At 72.2% G+C, this 14502-nt stretch carries 15 protein-coding genes and 1 pseudogene; 8 read left to right on the top strand and 8 right to left on the bottom strand.

Annotated elements, in window-relative coordinates; genetic code table 11:
- From D6689_16320 to clpX, 5 genes are all read left to right on the top strand, one after another.
- A partial coding sequence (locus D6689_16320; GenBank protein ID RMH39530.1) for a hypothetical protein occupies window positions 1–285 on the top strand: 285 nt, incomplete at its 5' end.
- Window positions 286–365: 80 nt separating this feature from the next.
- Window positions 366–1328: a hypothetical protein gene (locus D6689_16315; protein ID RMH39529.1), complete on the top strand. Its 963-nt coding sequence runs from the start codon at window positions 366–368 to the stop codon at window positions 1326–1328.
- A gap of 346 nt (window positions 1329–1674) precedes the next feature.
- Window positions 1675–3120, top strand: coding sequence for a trigger factor (tig, locus tag D6689_16310; GenBank protein ID RMH39528.1), 1446 nt, complete (start codon window positions 1675–1677; stop codon window positions 3118–3120).
- A gap of 43 nt (window positions 3121–3163) precedes the next feature.
- The gene (gene clpP / locus D6689_16305; GenBank protein RMH39531.1) at window positions 3164–3787 is read left to right on the top strand and encodes an ATP-dependent Clp endopeptidase proteolytic subunit ClpP; all 624 of its coding nucleotides are present in this window, start codon (window positions 3164–3166) and stop codon (window positions 3785–3787) included.
- 14 nt (window positions 3788–3801) lie between these two features.
- Window positions 3802–5064, top strand: coding sequence for an ATP-dependent Clp protease ATP-binding subunit ClpX (clpX, locus tag D6689_16300; GenBank protein ID RMH39527.1), 1263 nt, complete (start codon window positions 3802–3804; stop codon window positions 5062–5064).
- Window positions 5065–5182: 118 nt separating this feature from the next.
- On the opposite strand, the gene D6689_16295 is transcribed toward clpX, so the two are convergent.
- Window positions 5183–5398 carry a DUF1049 domain-containing protein gene (locus D6689_16295; GenBank protein ID RMH39526.1) on the bottom strand — a complete coding sequence of 72 codons (216 nt, stop codon included), beginning with the start codon at window positions 5396–5398 and terminating at the stop codon, window positions 5183–5185.
- Between the two features lie 4 nt (window positions 5399–5402).
- On the opposite strand from D6689_16295, the gene D6689_16290 reads away from it, so the two are divergent.
- Entirely contained in the window at window positions 5403–5813 is a 411-nt protein-coding gene (locus D6689_16290) for a hypothetical protein (protein ID RMH39525.1), read from the top strand.
- 380 nt (window positions 5814–6193) lie between these two features.
- Here D6689_16290 and D6689_16285 read toward each other — a convergent pair.
- Both D6689_16285 and D6689_16280 read right to left on the bottom strand, forming a co-directional pair.
- Window positions 6194–6970 (bottom strand): annotated as a pseudogene (locus tag D6689_16285) (CxxxxCH/CxxCH domain-containing protein).
- Window positions 6790–8229, bottom strand: coding sequence for a hypothetical protein (locus D6689_16280; GenBank protein RMH39524.1), 1440 nt, complete (start codon window positions 8227–8229; stop codon window positions 6790–6792). The pseudogene D6689_16285 and the gene D6689_16280 overlap by 181 nt, the downstream one beginning before the upstream one ends.
- 250 nt (window positions 8230–8479) lie before the next feature.
- On the opposite strand from D6689_16280, the gene D6689_16275 reads away from it, so the two are divergent.
- On the top strand, window positions 8480–8953 hold the full coding sequence (locus D6689_16275; GenBank protein RMH39523.1) for a hypothetical protein: 474 nt from the start codon (window positions 8480–8482) through the stop codon (window positions 8951–8953).
- Between the two features lie 18 nt (window positions 8954–8971).
- Window positions 8972–10243 (top strand): FAD-binding protein, encoded by a 1272-nt coding sequence (locus D6689_16270; protein ID RMH39522.1) that lies wholly within the window; start codon window positions 8972–8974, stop codon window positions 10241–10243.
- Window positions 10244–10327: 84 nt separating this feature from the next.
- Here the strand turns inward: D6689_16270 and D6689_16265 are convergent, their stop codons facing one another.
- The 5 genes from D6689_16265 to D6689_16245 form a co-directional block, all read right to left on the bottom strand.
- The gene (locus D6689_16265) at window positions 10328–11155 is read right to left on the bottom strand and encodes a hypothetical protein (GenBank protein ID RMH39521.1); all 828 of its coding nucleotides are present in this window, start codon (window positions 11153–11155) and stop codon (window positions 10328–10330) included.
- 34 nt (window positions 11156–11189) lie between these two features.
- Window positions 11190–11876, bottom strand: coding sequence for a hypothetical protein (locus D6689_16260; protein RMH39520.1), 687 nt, complete (start codon window positions 11874–11876; stop codon window positions 11190–11192).
- A gap of 13 nt (window positions 11877–11889) precedes the next feature.
- The gene (locus tag D6689_16255; GenBank protein ID RMH39519.1) at window positions 11890–12501 is read right to left on the bottom strand and encodes a hypothetical protein; all 612 of its coding nucleotides are present in this window, start codon (window positions 12499–12501) and stop codon (window positions 11890–11892) included.
- 41 nt (window positions 12502–12542) lie between these two features.
- Window positions 12543–13223, bottom strand: a complete 681-nt coding sequence (locus D6689_16250) for a hypothetical protein (GenBank protein ID RMH39518.1) — start codon at window positions 13221–13223, stop codon at window positions 12543–12545.
- A gap of 143 nt (window positions 13224–13366) precedes the next feature.
- A partial coding sequence (locus D6689_16245; protein ID RMH39517.1) for a PilZ domain-containing protein occupies window positions 13367–14502 on the bottom strand: 1136 nt, incomplete at its 5' end.

The following is a 14502-nucleotide window of genomic DNA, read 5'->3' as shown; positions in this document are numbered from 1 at the left end:
TACGTCCAACTCGGGGCGGGCGTCGAGCTGACGCGGGCCCGCATCGCGGGACACGAGGATCGAGCGGCGGCTCCGATGGCGTTCGTCGGCGTCGGTTCGACCGTGGACATCACTGATCGCATTTCCGTTGGCGCGAACGTGCGCACCAACGTAATGCGCCACTACTTGCATATGCATCAGCAAGACGCGGCGCTCGCCGCGGAGCCGGCGCATGCCGGTGACGGGCTCGCGCACGAGTACGAACTCGCGGCGCAGGCACAATTTTTCGCGCAGTTCGTGTTGTGAGCGGCGTCGCACGCGCCGCCCGACATCTCGGTCGTCGCTCGGGTCATCCGCCGCTGCGCCGTCTGTTATGATCGCCGCCGATGGCGCGCATCCGCATCGTCGACGCGTGGCGGCGGAATCCGACGGCGCCGCCGGTGTACGGACGCGCCGTGATGGTCGTCGCCGAGACGTGGGCCGAACAGCGCGTGCTGATGCGCGCCTTCCGCGCGTGTCGCGATCAGACGCGGCCGGCGATCGTGTTGCGCGGCGCGGCGCTCGCGATCGGGCCGGCGGGAGTCGAGCCGCACGGGCCGTGGGGCATCCACGTCGACCGCGACGAGCCCGGCCGGGCACAGCAGCTGCGCGCCGAACTCGAGCGCGCCGCGCGGCGTCTGGCCGGCGCCCGCCGCAACCCGCCGCGGCTGGCCGACGAGGAGTCCGCGTTCGAGCGCAAGCCCACCAACCTGTGGTCGCCCGGTGCGCCGCGCGATCGCGAGTCGCAGGGGCCGTTGCGCACCACGCCGTTCGAGCCCGTTGAGTTGCCGCGCCCGCCGGCGGCGAAACCGTCGCCCCGCCGCGCATCGGTCGTTCCGGTCGCGCCGCCGCCGCACGGGGGCGCGACGATCCCGAGTGCGGCCGTCGCCGAGGCGCCGCCGCACGGGGGCGCGACGATCTCGAGTCCGGCCGTCGCCGAGGCGTGGATGGCGGCCGCCGATCCGGCGGCGCGCACCGTCGCATGTCGCGGCCCGCATGCGCCCGCGGGCGGGCCGCCGCCGGCCGCCGGGTGCTCGCCCGGCTCCGCGGATCGGTCCGGCGCGCTGGCGCAACTGGTCGGTCGCACGATGCCGCTCGGGTTTCGCCTGTCGGCCGCGGAGCGCGACGTGCTCGACGCGCTCGGCCGCGCCGGCCGGCTGTCGGCGGCGGAGGTCGCCGACATCGCGGCGTGCGCGGACGGCGCCGCGTGGATGTCGGCCCTGATCGCCAAGCTCAGCGCGCACGGCCTGGACCTCGTCGTCCCCGCCGATGCCGCCGGCGGCGAGCCGACCTACGTCCTGCGGCGCTAGGAGGCTGTCGCGTATCGGCGCGCCAGCGAGGGTGCGAGATGCGAGGCGAGGTTCGGCGGTCGCCCGCAGCGCACGAGGGCGCGTATCAACATAATACGGTACCGAAGGGCGCGAGGAGGTACGCCGCAGATCGCCCGCAGATCGCGACCGCAGCCACCGGCTGTGCGCAGCAGCCTCCGAGGAGCCACCGCCGGGGCGCGGTCCACCCGACGGAACCGAGGGACGCGCCCCGACAGCCGCGCCGCCACGCGTGCGGCGGCGCACGGGGCGCGCCGTCGGCTCGCGGCCTGCCGCTCCGGACTTCGCGTCGCGGGGAACCGGTTCCGGGGCTGACGCGGTTGCGCGCATGTGGTACGACCCCTGCCTCGCCATGGAGAAGGTGCCGATGCAGGTCCAGATCGAAGATGTGTCTCCCGTCGAAAAGAAGCTGAGCGTCGAGATCCCGTGGGAGACGGTGAAGGCGCGCCTGGCCAGCGCGTACGACGAACTGGCCAAGACCGTGTCGCTCAAGGGGTTCCGCAAGGGCAAGGTGCCCCGCAGTGTCGTCCAGCAGATGTTCGGCAAGCAGGTTCGCGCCGAGGTCGCCGGCCAGCTCGTGCGCGACTCGCTGATCCAGGCGGTCACCGAGCACTCCATCGAGATCGTGTCGGAGCCGGCCGTGCACGACGCCCCGATCGAGTCCGGCAAGCCGTTTTCGTTTCACGCGCACGTGGAGGTGCGCGCGCCGATCCAGCTCGACAAAAAAGACTACGAGGGGCTCGAACTGCGCCGCACGGAGATCGAGATCGACGACGCCGCGGTGCAGCAGGCGCTCGAACAGATCCAGCGCGACCACACCGACCTCGAGCCGATCGAGGACCGCGACGTGACGGCCAAGGGCGACGTGCTCCTGGTCGAGGTGGAGGGGACGGTCGGCGACGAGACGCTCGAGCGCAAGCGCATGCCGGTCGAACTGGACGGCCCGGAGGTCGGCGGGGTGCCGGGCCTGGGCGACAGGCTCACCGGTGTGCCGCTCGATGCGACCGACCTGGAGTTTGCGGCGGAGATCCCGCCGCGCGAGGGCGACGCCGACGCCAAGCCGACGCCGGTCCGGCTCAAGGTGTCGATCGTCGAGGCGCGCCGGAAGGTCGTGCCGGCGATTGACGACGACCTCGCCAAGGAGACCGGCGAGGCCGACACGCTCGAGGAGTTGCGCGAGGTGGTGCGCGCCCGGCTCGAGGAGCGCGCCGAGGAGGCGATGCGGGAGTCGCTGCGGGAACAGGCGCTCGCGAAGCTCGTCGAGAAAAACCCGATCCCGGTCGCATCCGGGCCGGTTCGCCGGGCGGTCGAAGGCCAGGTCGCGCGGTTTCGCAAGATGCTGGGGGATTCGGACGAGGTCGACTACGAGGCGATGCGGGGGCGGCTGTCCAATGCCGCGGCCGACGACTTCCGCGGGGAGCTGTTGCTAGACGAAATCGCGCGGCTCGAGGGCATCGAGGTCACCGAGGAGGAGATCGACGACCACGTCGCGCGGCTGGCCAAGTACGAGGGCAAGCTGCCGAATCGGCTGCGCGCGGAACTGGAGCGCGACGGACGGATCGACCGGATCCGGTTCGAATTGAGGCGCCGCAAGACGCTCGACCTGCTGGTCGACCGCGCCCACGTCGAGGTCGTGACGGCCGAGGAGGCGGCGGCCGAGGCGGCGGCGGCCGAAGCCGGCGCGCCGCCGGCGGGCGGGGCTCCAGAATCTGCCGGCGCGGACGATTCGGACCATGCCGGCGGCGACGCGGCGGACTCCGGAGATCCGGGGTAACATGTCGACGACCGAGCACACCATGAACCGACCCAAAGGCCCAATGGCATCCCAAACCACCCTCCCGACGTCGGCGATCGTCATCCCGACCGTCATCGAGCAGACGCACCGCGGCGAGCGGCCGTGGGACATCTTTTCGCGGCTGCTGAAGGACCGCATCGTGTTCCTGGGCACGCCGATCGACGACACGGTCGCGAACGTCGTCATCGCGCAGCTGCTGTTCCTCGAGTCCGAGGAACCCGACAAGGACATCATGCTCTACATCAACTCGCCGGGCGGCCACGTCACCGCCGGGCTGGCCATCTACGACACCATGCAGTACGTCCGCTGCGACGTGGCGACCATCTGCATGGGTCAGGCGTCGTCGATGGGCGCGTTCCTGTTGTCCGCCGGCACCAAGGGCAAGCGCTACTCGCTTCCCCATGCGCGCATCATGATCCACCAGCCACTCGGCGGCTACCAGGGCCAGGCGACGGACATCGACATCCACGCCAAGGAGATCCTGCGCACGCGGGACACGCTGAACGAGCTGTGGTCGAAGCACACCGGCCAGCCGCTCGACCGCATCCGCAACGACACGGAGCGGGACTACTTCATGAGTCCGGGGGATGCCAAGGAATACGGCATCATCGACGAAATCGTCACCCAGAAGAAGAAGGCGGAGTAGAGGTACACATCGCCATGCCGTCGGACAAGCGCGACGCCACCGGGAACCTGACCTGTTCGTTCTGCGGCAAGTCGCAAAAAGAGGTCAAAAAGCTCATCGCCGGGCCCACGGTGTACATCTGCGACGAGTGCATCGGCCTGTGCAACGACATCATCGCCGAGGAGATCGAGAAGGAAGAACAGGCCTACGGCCTCGACTCGATTCCCAAGCCGGCCGAGATCAAGGCGATCCTCGACGAGTACGTCATCGGCCAGGAGCGCGCCAAGAAGGTGCTGGCGGTGGCCGTTCACAACCACTACAAGCGCATCGACGCCAAGCCGTCCGATGACGACGACGTCGAGCTGCAAAAGTCGAACATCTTGCTGCTCGGGCCGACCGGCTCCGGCAAGACGCTGCTCGCCCAGACCCTCGCACGCATCCTCAACGTCCCGTTTGCGATCGCAGACGCCACCAATCTGACGGAGGCGGGGTACGTCGGCGAGGACGTCGAGAACATCATCGTCAACCTGCTGCAGAACGCCGACCACGACATCGAGCGGGCGCAACGAGGCATCGTCTACATCGACGAGATCGACAAGATCGCGCGCAAGAGCGACAACCCGTCTATTACGCGCGACGTGTCGGGCGAGGGCGTGCAGCAGGCGCTGTTGAAGATCATCGAGGGGACGGTCGCGTCGGTGCCGCCCAAGGGCGGCCGCAAGCATCCGCAACAGGACTTCCTTCAGGTCGACACGACCAACATCCTGTTCATCTGCGGCGGCGCGTTCACGGGCCTCGAGGAGATCATCGAAAACCGCATCGGCCAGAAGATCATCGGCTTCGGCGCGGCGATGAGCCCGTCGCGCGAGCGCAGCCGCTGGGACCTGATGAAAGAGGTGCAGCCCGAGGACCTGCTCAAGTACGGGATGATCCCGGAGTTCGTCGGGCGGCTGCCCGTCATCGCGCCGCTGCACGAGTTGTCCGAGGATGCGCTCGTCGAAATCCTCACCAAGCCGAAGAACGCGCTGGTCAAGCAGTACCAGAAGCTGTTCGAGATGGACGGCGTGAAGCTCAAGTTCACGCGCGGCGCGCTCTACAAGGTCGCGCAGATGGCGCAGTCGCACAAAAGCGGCGCGCGCGGCCTGCGCGCGATCCTCGAGTCCGCGATGCTCGACATCATGTACGAGACGCCGAGCGATCCGAACATCCGCGAAGTGGTCATCAGCGAGGAAGTGATCGAAAAACACGCCGCGCCGATGGTCATGTACGCCAAGGAAGCGAAGGCCGAGTCGGCCTAGCAGGCTATCACGCACGCCCGCCGGCATCCGATCGCGCCGGCAGGTTACGTCCTGCGGCGTGTTGCGACGAGCGATGCCGCGCTGCCGGCGTGGGGCCGCACAGCCGTGTCGCGTGCGGCTACCGGTTCTTCTTGCGCGTCCACGACAGGGCGACGCGGAACCCGTGGGCTCCGAAGGCCCCGGCGAGCGCCGCCAGAAGCACGATGATGCTCAGCGGCGCATCGACGTCCGCCACGAGCAAGTGGACGGACGCCAATTGGGTGTTCGCGATCATGAACACGACGAGCACCGCCACCGCGCCCCAGCCCGCGACTGCCTTGAGGAATCCGACCATCGACTTGCCCTTCGCCGACGCTCGCCAGGAACAGCTCCTCGTCGGCGCCGGTGCCGGTGCAGCCTACCACCTTTCGGAGCCGTGGCACGCGAGGTTCGAGCAGCGCCGGTCGGCTGGATTCCACGTGCCGCCGCGGGCGAAGCCGATGTCGCGCAACCCGTTGATGTGCAGGTTCGGTGCGACGATCGTCTTGCCGGCGTCGATCACGGGTTGGTGGCACTCGACGCAGTTGCCGGCGCCTTCGTCGAAGTGCTTTTTGTGTTTGCCCTGCAAACCGGTGCCGCCGCCCGCGGTCATCGCGTGGCACGACGTGCAACCGAGGGTGACGTCGTCGGTCCACACCATGGTGCCGGTGCTGTCCCGCCCGTTGCCGTGGCAATACAGGTTGTCGCAGCGCGCGGCGGCGAACGCGTAGACCGCGACCGGGTTGAAGGCGTCGAAGGTGATCTCGGCGCGGTTGTCGCCGTCGATGTGGCCAGGGTCGGACGTCGCGGTCGGCACGACGTGGCAGTTGACGCACTGGAGCGTGCGGTGCCACGACGACGTGCCGAGGTGTTCTCGGTGGGCACCGACGCCGCGGTCGGTGCGGCCGGTGCTGCCGTCGAGCGCTTTGGGCGGCGCCGACACGCCGCCGCCGCCGTGGCAGCCGTCGCACGCGAGTGCATCGGTGTTCACGTCGACCACGCCGTTGATGTGGCTGGCGGGATCGAGGAACTCGCGGGTGCCCGGCTGCACGGTCGGGTGGCACTGGCCGCAATCGTCGTCGTCCGGATGGGGGGCCGGCGGCGGCGCGCCGTGGCAGTTGCCGCACGCATCCTGGGAGCCGTCGACCCGAGTCCAGGTCGGCTCCGTCAGTGCACCTCCGGTGAGCGTCGCGCCGTGGCAGTACACTCCCGAACAGGTCGTGCCGTCGAACGAGGGCGCGGTCGCGCCGCCGTTGGACGCGATCGCCGAGAAGGTCAACTCGGCGGTGTTGTCGCCGTCGTCCATGTGTCCCGGGTCGCCCACGGCGGAGGGCACGCGGTGGCAGTCGGCACAGGCGACGGGGCGATGCCACGTGGGCGTCGGGTCGACGTGGTTGCGGTGGGCGCCCACACCGGGGCTGTCGGTCGAGGTGCCGCCGGCGAGATCTTTCGGCGGGGCGGGCGACGCCTCGTCGCCGTGGCAGTTGCCGTTGCATCCGAGCGGATAGCCGGCGTCTGGCAGCGGCCCGCCGCCGCCGGCGTCCGCACCGGCGCCGATGCCGCCGTCGGCGCCCGCGTAGGATCCGGCGAATACGCCGAGATCGCACCCGGCCGACAGCAACGCGATCGCCAGCGCGGCCGTGCGGAGCGCGGCGATAGGGGAGGACGAGACGTGGCAAATCTGGTGCATGGGACCCCGCTTGGCAGTCAGAGCGTCAACGAAACCCCGGCGGTGACGAGGTGGGCCGTATCGGTCCGCACCGCGTCCATGGCGTCCGGCACGCGGCGCGACGGGCCGGACCAGCGAGTGGTCGCGCGTTCGAAGCGGTAGCCGAGCGTGAGCCGCATGCCGGCCGCCAACGCCGTGTCCATGCGCGCGGTGACCCATACGGCCGACACGCTCGGCTCCGTGCCGTCCTCGAGGTTCTGCGTCTGCGCGCGCGTGCCACCGGCCAACGCATCGACGTCGACGCGCGCGTTCACGTCGCCGGCGACGCGATATGCGCGCACGCCGGCGCCGACGATCGCGCCGCGCAGGCTCTCGCTCGGCATGTGCGCGACGTTGTCGATGTCATCGACGAGCAGCGCGCGGTACAGATAGCCACCGCGCGCCAGGACGTCGATCGGGCGGGCGGCATCGCCGAAACTCGCACCGACTTCCGCCGCGCCCCGCACCTCGTGGGTCGCGAACGCGACGTCGCCCGCCGGGCCGCCCGCAGACGGCTCGTAGTGAATGCCCGGCCGGGACACGCCGAACGCGTAGCGCGCGTCGGCCCCCACGAGCCATCGGGGCGTGAGCGCGTAGCGCGCCGACACCTCGCCGCTGGCCGCCGCGGCGTTGGCCGCGACGACGTAGTTGCCGAGGCCCGCTTCGATGTTGGTCGTAAGGTCCATTGACATCGCGAGGAAGCCGACGGACGCGGACGTCGCGAGCGTCCATCGCGGCAGCGCGGCGCGGTCGTGCGCGAGGTCGGGGGGATCGGGCGTACGGTCGGCGGACATCGGCGTCGAGCGCCCGCTGGCCGGGGCAGGGGCGGCCGGTGCAAATCGGTCGCGGGCGGTGCCGGCCCACCCCCGGCCGCCTTCATCGGCCGTCGCGCGCTCGGGCGAGCGGGCATCCTCGGGGCGCCACTGGTCCGTTCGCCTCTGGGCCCATCGCCGGCGCGCCGGCTGCGCGCGCGGCTCGTTCGGCGATGCGATCGACGTGCGCGTGACCCACCCGTCGGCGCCCATCACGCGCACGCGCAGCCACCGCCCGCGCCGCTCGAGCACGTCCATGGTGGCGCCGGGCTCGGCCACGACGACGACGGCCGAGGACTCTGCGGCCTCGGCGTGCAGAGTCGCCGCGCCGCGGGCGCGCACCGTCTCTCTTTTCGGCGCCGGTTGCCGGCGACCGGCGCGGGCACGCCGGCGCGCGCCGCCGGCGTGCCGGGCGCGCGTTCGCTTGCGACCGGCGCGCCCGGGCTTGCGCGCGGCGCGCCTGTGCTTGCGCGCGGCGCGCTTTCGCTGGCGCGAGGTGTGCTTTCGCTTCGGCTCGGCGCGGGGCGTCTGCGAATCGCGCCGCCGGGCGTGCGCGGCATCGGGGGCTGCGGCGCCGACGAGTCCGATCGTGCACGCAAGGGCGAGCATGCGGACGAGGCTGGACATGCCGCGGGCTATATGCACGCGGTGAGCCAACGCGAAAGCACGATAACCCACGAACCCCGCCCCCCAGGACGGCAGTGTGCGCACACCGAGTATGCACGCTTCGTACAAGTGTTCCCGCTGCGTACAGTGAGAACAAAATTTTTTACGTCAAGTCGGCGGCGTACACCGGCGATGCGGGTACGGCTGTTGCACGCGGCGTCACGGCGTGCGTCAGACAACCCATCGTTTTCGACCGAGGCCGGCGGCCTGGTTGGCGGCGCTGGTCGCGTTTGGCGGCTGCACGGGGACGCTCGAGGAGAAGTTCCCGGCGGGCGCGGAACTCGGCGACGGCCCCGACGCGGCGGTCGCGACGTGCGACGAGGTGCAGGCGCCGTCGTCGGACGGCAAGCACAACCCGGGCATGGCGTGCCTGAGTTGCCACGACGGCGCGGGGGCGCCGGCGTTCACCGCGGCCGGCACGGCGTTCACGGACGCCGCGGGTACCACGCCCGCGGCCGGCGCGACCGTTCACCTCGTCGCGGCCGATGGGACTGACGTCGCCTTGCCGGTCGCTGCGAACGGGAACTTCTGGACGGATCGGCCGCTCGCGTTTCCCATGCACGCACGAGCTGGGGCCTGCCCCGAGGTTCGGGAGATGCTGTCGCCCGTCGACGCGACCGGCGGCGACTGCAACAAGGGCGGTTGTCACGGCGACGGATTTCGCGTCGCCATTCCCCTGCCGTAGTCGCAACGAGGAGCGCACATGATCGGCGTCCATCTTTGGGTTCCGGCGGTGTTCGTGCTCGTGAGTGCACTCGTCGCGGCCGTCCACGCGCGCCGGCGGCGTTTCGCCGCCGAGCCGGCTGGCGCCACGCCCGTCGATTATCTGGTCCACGCGATCAACGACGATCGCTGCACCGGCTGCGAGACGTGCGTGAGCGCCTGCCCCACCAAGGTGCTCGAACTGATCGATCACAAAAGCCGCGTGGTCAGGTTCGAGGACTGCGTGCAGTGCGAGGCATGCGCGCGAGTCTGCCCCACCCAGGCGCTCGTGATGCACAAGCTCGACGAGACGCCTCCACCAATCCGCCTCCCCGCGATCGACGCGAACTTCGAGACGCCCGTGCCCGGGCAATATCTGATCGGCGAAGTCGCCGGCAAGCCGCTGGTCAAGAACGCCGCCAATCTCGGTCGCTTCGTCGTCGAGCACATGCGGGCAAACGGGTTGCGCGCGGGCGCCGGCGGCGCCGGCTCGGTCGACGTCGCGATCGTCGGCTCCGGGCCGGCGGGTCTATCGGCGGCGCTGTCGTGCATTCACAGCGGCTATAGCTACGTGCTGATCGAGAAGGAGCAGGTCGTCGCGTCCACCGTGATGCGCTACCCGAAGGGCAAGCCGTCCATGGCCGAGCCGGCCGACTGTGACAACGTGTCGCTGTTGCCCGTGTTCGACGCGACGAAGGAAGAATTGGTGGCGGCGTGGACTCGCGTCCTCGACGGCGCGGGCGTGCGGGTCTCGTGCGGCGAGGCGGTCGAGGCGATCACGCGGCGCGACGATGGGGGCTTCGACGTCCGCACCAACGTCGCGGCGTACCGCGCCCAGCGCGTCGTAATCGCCACGGGAACGCGCGGGAAGCCGCGCACGCTCGGGATTCCCGGAGAGAACTTGCCGCAGGTCCACTCGCGGCTCGACGACCCGGCGGAGTTTGCGTCGCGCGACGCGCTCGTGGTCGGCGGCGGCGACAGCGCGCTCGAGGCGGCGGTGGCGCTCGCGGGTGCTGGCGCGCGCGTGACGCTCGCGTACCGCGGGCGTGCGCTGTCCCGCGCGCAAAAGGCCAACCGCGCCGCGGTCGACCGCGAGGTGGCCGCCGGCCGCATCGATCGATTGCCGGCTGGACTCGCCATCGTCGCCGACCGCCGTGCGCCCGCTCGGTTCGAGGTGGAGCGGATGGGGCGTCGCCGGGATGCACGGGGCGTGCGAGCCGTCGATCCGTCGGTGCGCCCGGCCGCGGGCGTCGAATGGCTCGGCATCGGATGACGGCGTGCCACCGGGAGCGCGGCGCCCTGGGCGTTCGCGCCCGCTGCGTCGCGGGCCGCGGCGTCGTCGCGTCTGCGGACGGGGTCAGCGCGCCCGGGCGCGCGCGAACGTCCACTCCGCTCCGGCGATCGCGGCCCAGTTCAGCAGGTCTGCGCCCGGGCCGTCGAGCGGCAGCGCGAGCGCGACGAACGGCTGCAGCCGCCCCGCGCGCAGGTAGCGGACCGACAGCGCGAGTTCGTGCAGCAGCCGGTCGTCGCCGCGGTCGACGCGGTCGACCGCGATGCGGTTGGTCCACTCGATGCCGGCCGCGACGCTGCCGGTATCGATACCGGCGGCGGCGTTGACCCGCAGCCACGTGTTCGCGTCGGCCCGCCCGTCGCCGGCGACCGGTACGTCGACGCCGAGGTCGACGCGAACGGTTCCGCGACCTCGCACCGCGCGCGGAGACGCCGCGACGCGGAGCCAGGTGACGTCGCCGGTGATCGTCGCGGGTGCATCGGTGATGCGCGCCTGCGCGGCTTGCAGGTTGGCGAACGCGTCGTCGACGGTGTCGCCGGCGGTGGCGAGCGCCACACCGGCGCGCACGATCGACCGCAGCGGCGCGCGCGGAGCGGCCCACACGGCCGCGATCTCGAGATTGCCGAGCGCCGTGTTGGCGTCGCCGGCCGCCGTCGCGCGGGCGGCCGACAGTGACGCGTACGCGCCCAACCCGCCGTCCGCGAGCCACTGGCCGTACAGCTCGATGCGCTGTCCCCCCTCGTCGAGGGCGTCCACGTTCAGCCACGTGAGCGCGGCGCCGGCGGCGGTCGCGTCGCCGGTGCGGTCGAGGGTCGCGAACCCGGGCGAGTTGCCGCCGGCGAGGGCGACGGCAGGCGCGGCGACGGCGACGGCGGCGATGGCGTGCGGGCGCATGGCGCGATGGTAGCGCGGCGGCGGCGCGCGGGCGCTACAGCCAGTGCCAGCCGACCGACGCGGCCACGCTGTAGAGCGTGATACGCGTCGCCGCGCCCGCGTCGTCCTCGTCGTCGTATCGGCCGAGCCATGCGCGCACGGTGACGTTCACTCCGCGGGCCGGGCGGTGGTCGACCTCCCGTCCGACGGCCAGCGATGCGACCGGCCCCCAGTCGCTGCCGTCGTCCGCACTTCCGTCGACCCGCAGCAGGCCGGCGCCGGCACCCGCCTGCAGCCACACCTGCGGCATCGCCCACACGCGCGCGTTCGCGGTGAACGTCGTGTGCGACACGAGCCCCCGGTCCTCCGGGGCGTCGACCGGCAGCAGGTGCAGCACGGTGTCGGCCGCCGCCAGCACCGCGATGCGGCGCGTGACGAGCGCGCCGCCGTACAGGTCGAGCGCGAGCCCGCCGAGCGCTCGCTCGCAGCCGGCACACGTGGCGCCGATGAGGCCGAGCCCGATGTCGAAGCCGACGTCCGACCGCAGCGGCGAGCGCAACTCGGGGACGTAGAAGTCGTCATCCTGCTCCGCGGGGTCGGAGACGACGGTGCCGTTTCGCTGGGCGGCTGCGGGAGGAGGCGCGGCGAGCGCGATCAGGGCGGCGAGTGCGGCGCCGACTTGACCGCGCGCCCGCCGCCCCGCCCGGGCGCGCCGCGGGCGAGGTCGGGCGGCGGGCGTCATCGTCGCCGCTCCGTCAGTACCATGACAGCCCGACGGCGAGCGCTGCGTTTTCGAGATCCACGTCGTCGGCCGGGTAGTGCGCGCCGGCGTATCGGAACTGGAGGTCGACGGCGACGCGGGACGCGCGCGCCACCTCGTAGCCGATCGCGAACTCGACGGCGGCCGCCGGGTCGCTGTCGTAGGCGACGCCCGGTGCGCGCACGCGATAGCTCGCCCGGCCTACGCCTCCGAGCAGCCACAGTCGCGGCGTGACCCACCACTGGCCGGCGAGGGCGACGACGTCGTGCGCGAGGTCAGGATCGCCGTCGTACTCGCTCGGCTGCTCGGCGGCGCGGCCGTCGCCGTGCACCAGGGTCCATGCGTCGACCACGATCGCAAACCGCGGCGTGACCATGCGTCCTGCGCGCAGCTGAAGTGCGAGGCCGTCGTAGGTGTCGAGGGCGCTGCCGTCGGGCGACCGAGTGGTGATCGACCCGCCACCGAGACCGACTCCCAACAGCCAGCCGGTCCGGACGCCGGTGGCCGGCGCCGCGCGCGACGGCGCCGGGGGCACCTGGCCCGGAGCCTGCGCGGCGGCGATCGCCGGCAGCGCGCAAATGGCAACGATCGACCACGCGCGCAGCATGCGCCTAGTCTACCCGATGTGCCGCGCGCGGCGCGCCGCGGTCACTGGACGACGACGATCGGGCCCCATAGCGCGTGCCAGCGCACCGACACGGCGATGGCGATGTTGGTGAGCGTGCCATCCTCGTAGAACCCGCTGCCGACGCGGCCCTCGACGTCGACCGAGAACCGCGGGCTGCTGAGCGCCTCGATCCCGACAGCGCCCATCCAGCCCGCGACCGTGTCCGTCTCGCCGGCGGTGTCGCCGTCGACCTGGACCGAGAACTGGGCGGAGCCGAGCCCGAGCCGGCCCCACAGGATCGGCGTGAAATAGAACTGGGCGCCGACGGTGGCGATGGTCTGGATGTAGGTCACGTTGTCGTAGTGGTCGTCGCCAAACGCGAGGCCCCACACGTCGAGTACGACGCCGAGGCGCGGCGTGAACATCCAGCCGATGTCGCCGTGAAGCGACACGGCGCTGTGCGAGTCGGTCTCGTTGGTGTCGATCGCGTCGAACTGCATCGAGCCCGCGCCGAGACCGATGCCGCCGAACAGACCGGACCGGCGCCAGTAGCCGAATGGATTGCGCAGCGACGGAGCGGCCCCGTAGCCCGGTCCGGCCGGCGCGGCGCCCGGCGCCCCGGGAGGTGGCGGGGGCGGGTAGCCCTGCGCCCGTGCGGACGCCGTCCATCCCAACCACAATGCGGCCGCTGCCGCGCACCCGACTGCGAGCTGTCGTTTCATGGTGTCACCCTATCTCCGCGAGGTTCGCACCCGCAAGCCGATGTGGCGGCGGGCGCGTGTTGGACGGGCGGCCATGTGGGACATTCACCGAGTCTGCCGCGGCGCACCGCTCGTGCGCTGCGGCGCACGTCACACCGCGAGCGTCAGCGGGCCGCCACCGGGATGGCGAGTAGGTCGTCGAGAGCGTCGCGCGCGCGGGGCGCCGGCTCTCCGGCGAGTCGGACGACCGGGACCTCGCGCAGCGCGAAGAGGTGGTCCATGCGCCGCGCGACATCGGGCGCGGTCGCGAGACTCGCGTCGACCACGACCGCGTCGGGAGGGCGCGCGTCGCATTCGGCGGCGCGCACGAGCGCGCGCGCGTCGGTCGTGCCGCTCGCGGTGTAGCCGGCGGCGCCGAGGCCGGCGACCAACTCCTCGACGCGCTCGGGCGCGCCGCCGACCAGAATGCGCCGCTCGACGCGCGCGCGCACGCGCTGCACGAACGCGTCGTAGCGCTCGGCGCTGTCGCGCGCGAAGTCGACGATCTCCATGCCGAAGCCGCTGTGCAGCCCGCGCGCGCACGCGAGCTTCCACGGCACCTCGCGAACGGCGCGCGCGCGGCCGCGGATCGGTGCGCCGCAGCGCTCGGGCGGCAGCAGGAACTCGAGCGCCCCGGCCGGCAGACGGACCCGGGTCGTCAGGAACATTCCTCCCGCCGAGACGTCGAGGGCCGCCGCGTCGAGTCCGTCCTGATTGGGCAACAGGATCTGGACCGGCCAGCGCACCGGAAAGCGGACCGCGCGTCGCGGCGGCGGCGGCTCGAGCGCGATGCCCTTTTGCCGCGCGACGCGCAGCAGCTCCTTGAGCTGGCGGCGCGACGGGCTGTCCACCGCGGGAAATAGCACGCCGAAGCCGGCCGCGCCGGTGCGCGCCGCCTCGTCGGGAGACGTCACGTGGACGACGGAGCCGCGCATCACCGTGCCGAGCGGTCCGAGTCCGATCGCAACGTGCACGTCGTCGTGCAGCCGCGGCGGCGCGCCGCAGGCGAGGTACGCGCCCTTGAGGCCGAGCGAGCGTAGCCGCGCGGGCGCCCAGTCGTCGCCGCGGCGGAAGCGGACGTGGATCGCGGCGGCCGTCGCGGGGACCGGGACGCCCGGCGGGCGCGGCGCCGCGGCGGCGCTCGCCGGCGGCGGCACCGGCGCGCACCCCGATGCGCCGCGCACGGCGGTGGTCGGCGCGCGGGGGGCGGCGGCGCGAGCGCCCGGCGGAGGCGGCGGCGAACTCGCGCGCGGGTAGCGGG

This window comes from Deltaproteobacteria bacterium (genome assembly GCA_003696105.1).
In the GTDB taxonomy this organism is placed as follows: Bacteria; Myxococcota_A; Polyangia; order Haliangiales; family J016; genus J016.
The sequence above is the reverse complement of the archived record's forward strand: the minus strand, read 5'-3'. Positions and strand labels throughout refer to the sequence as shown.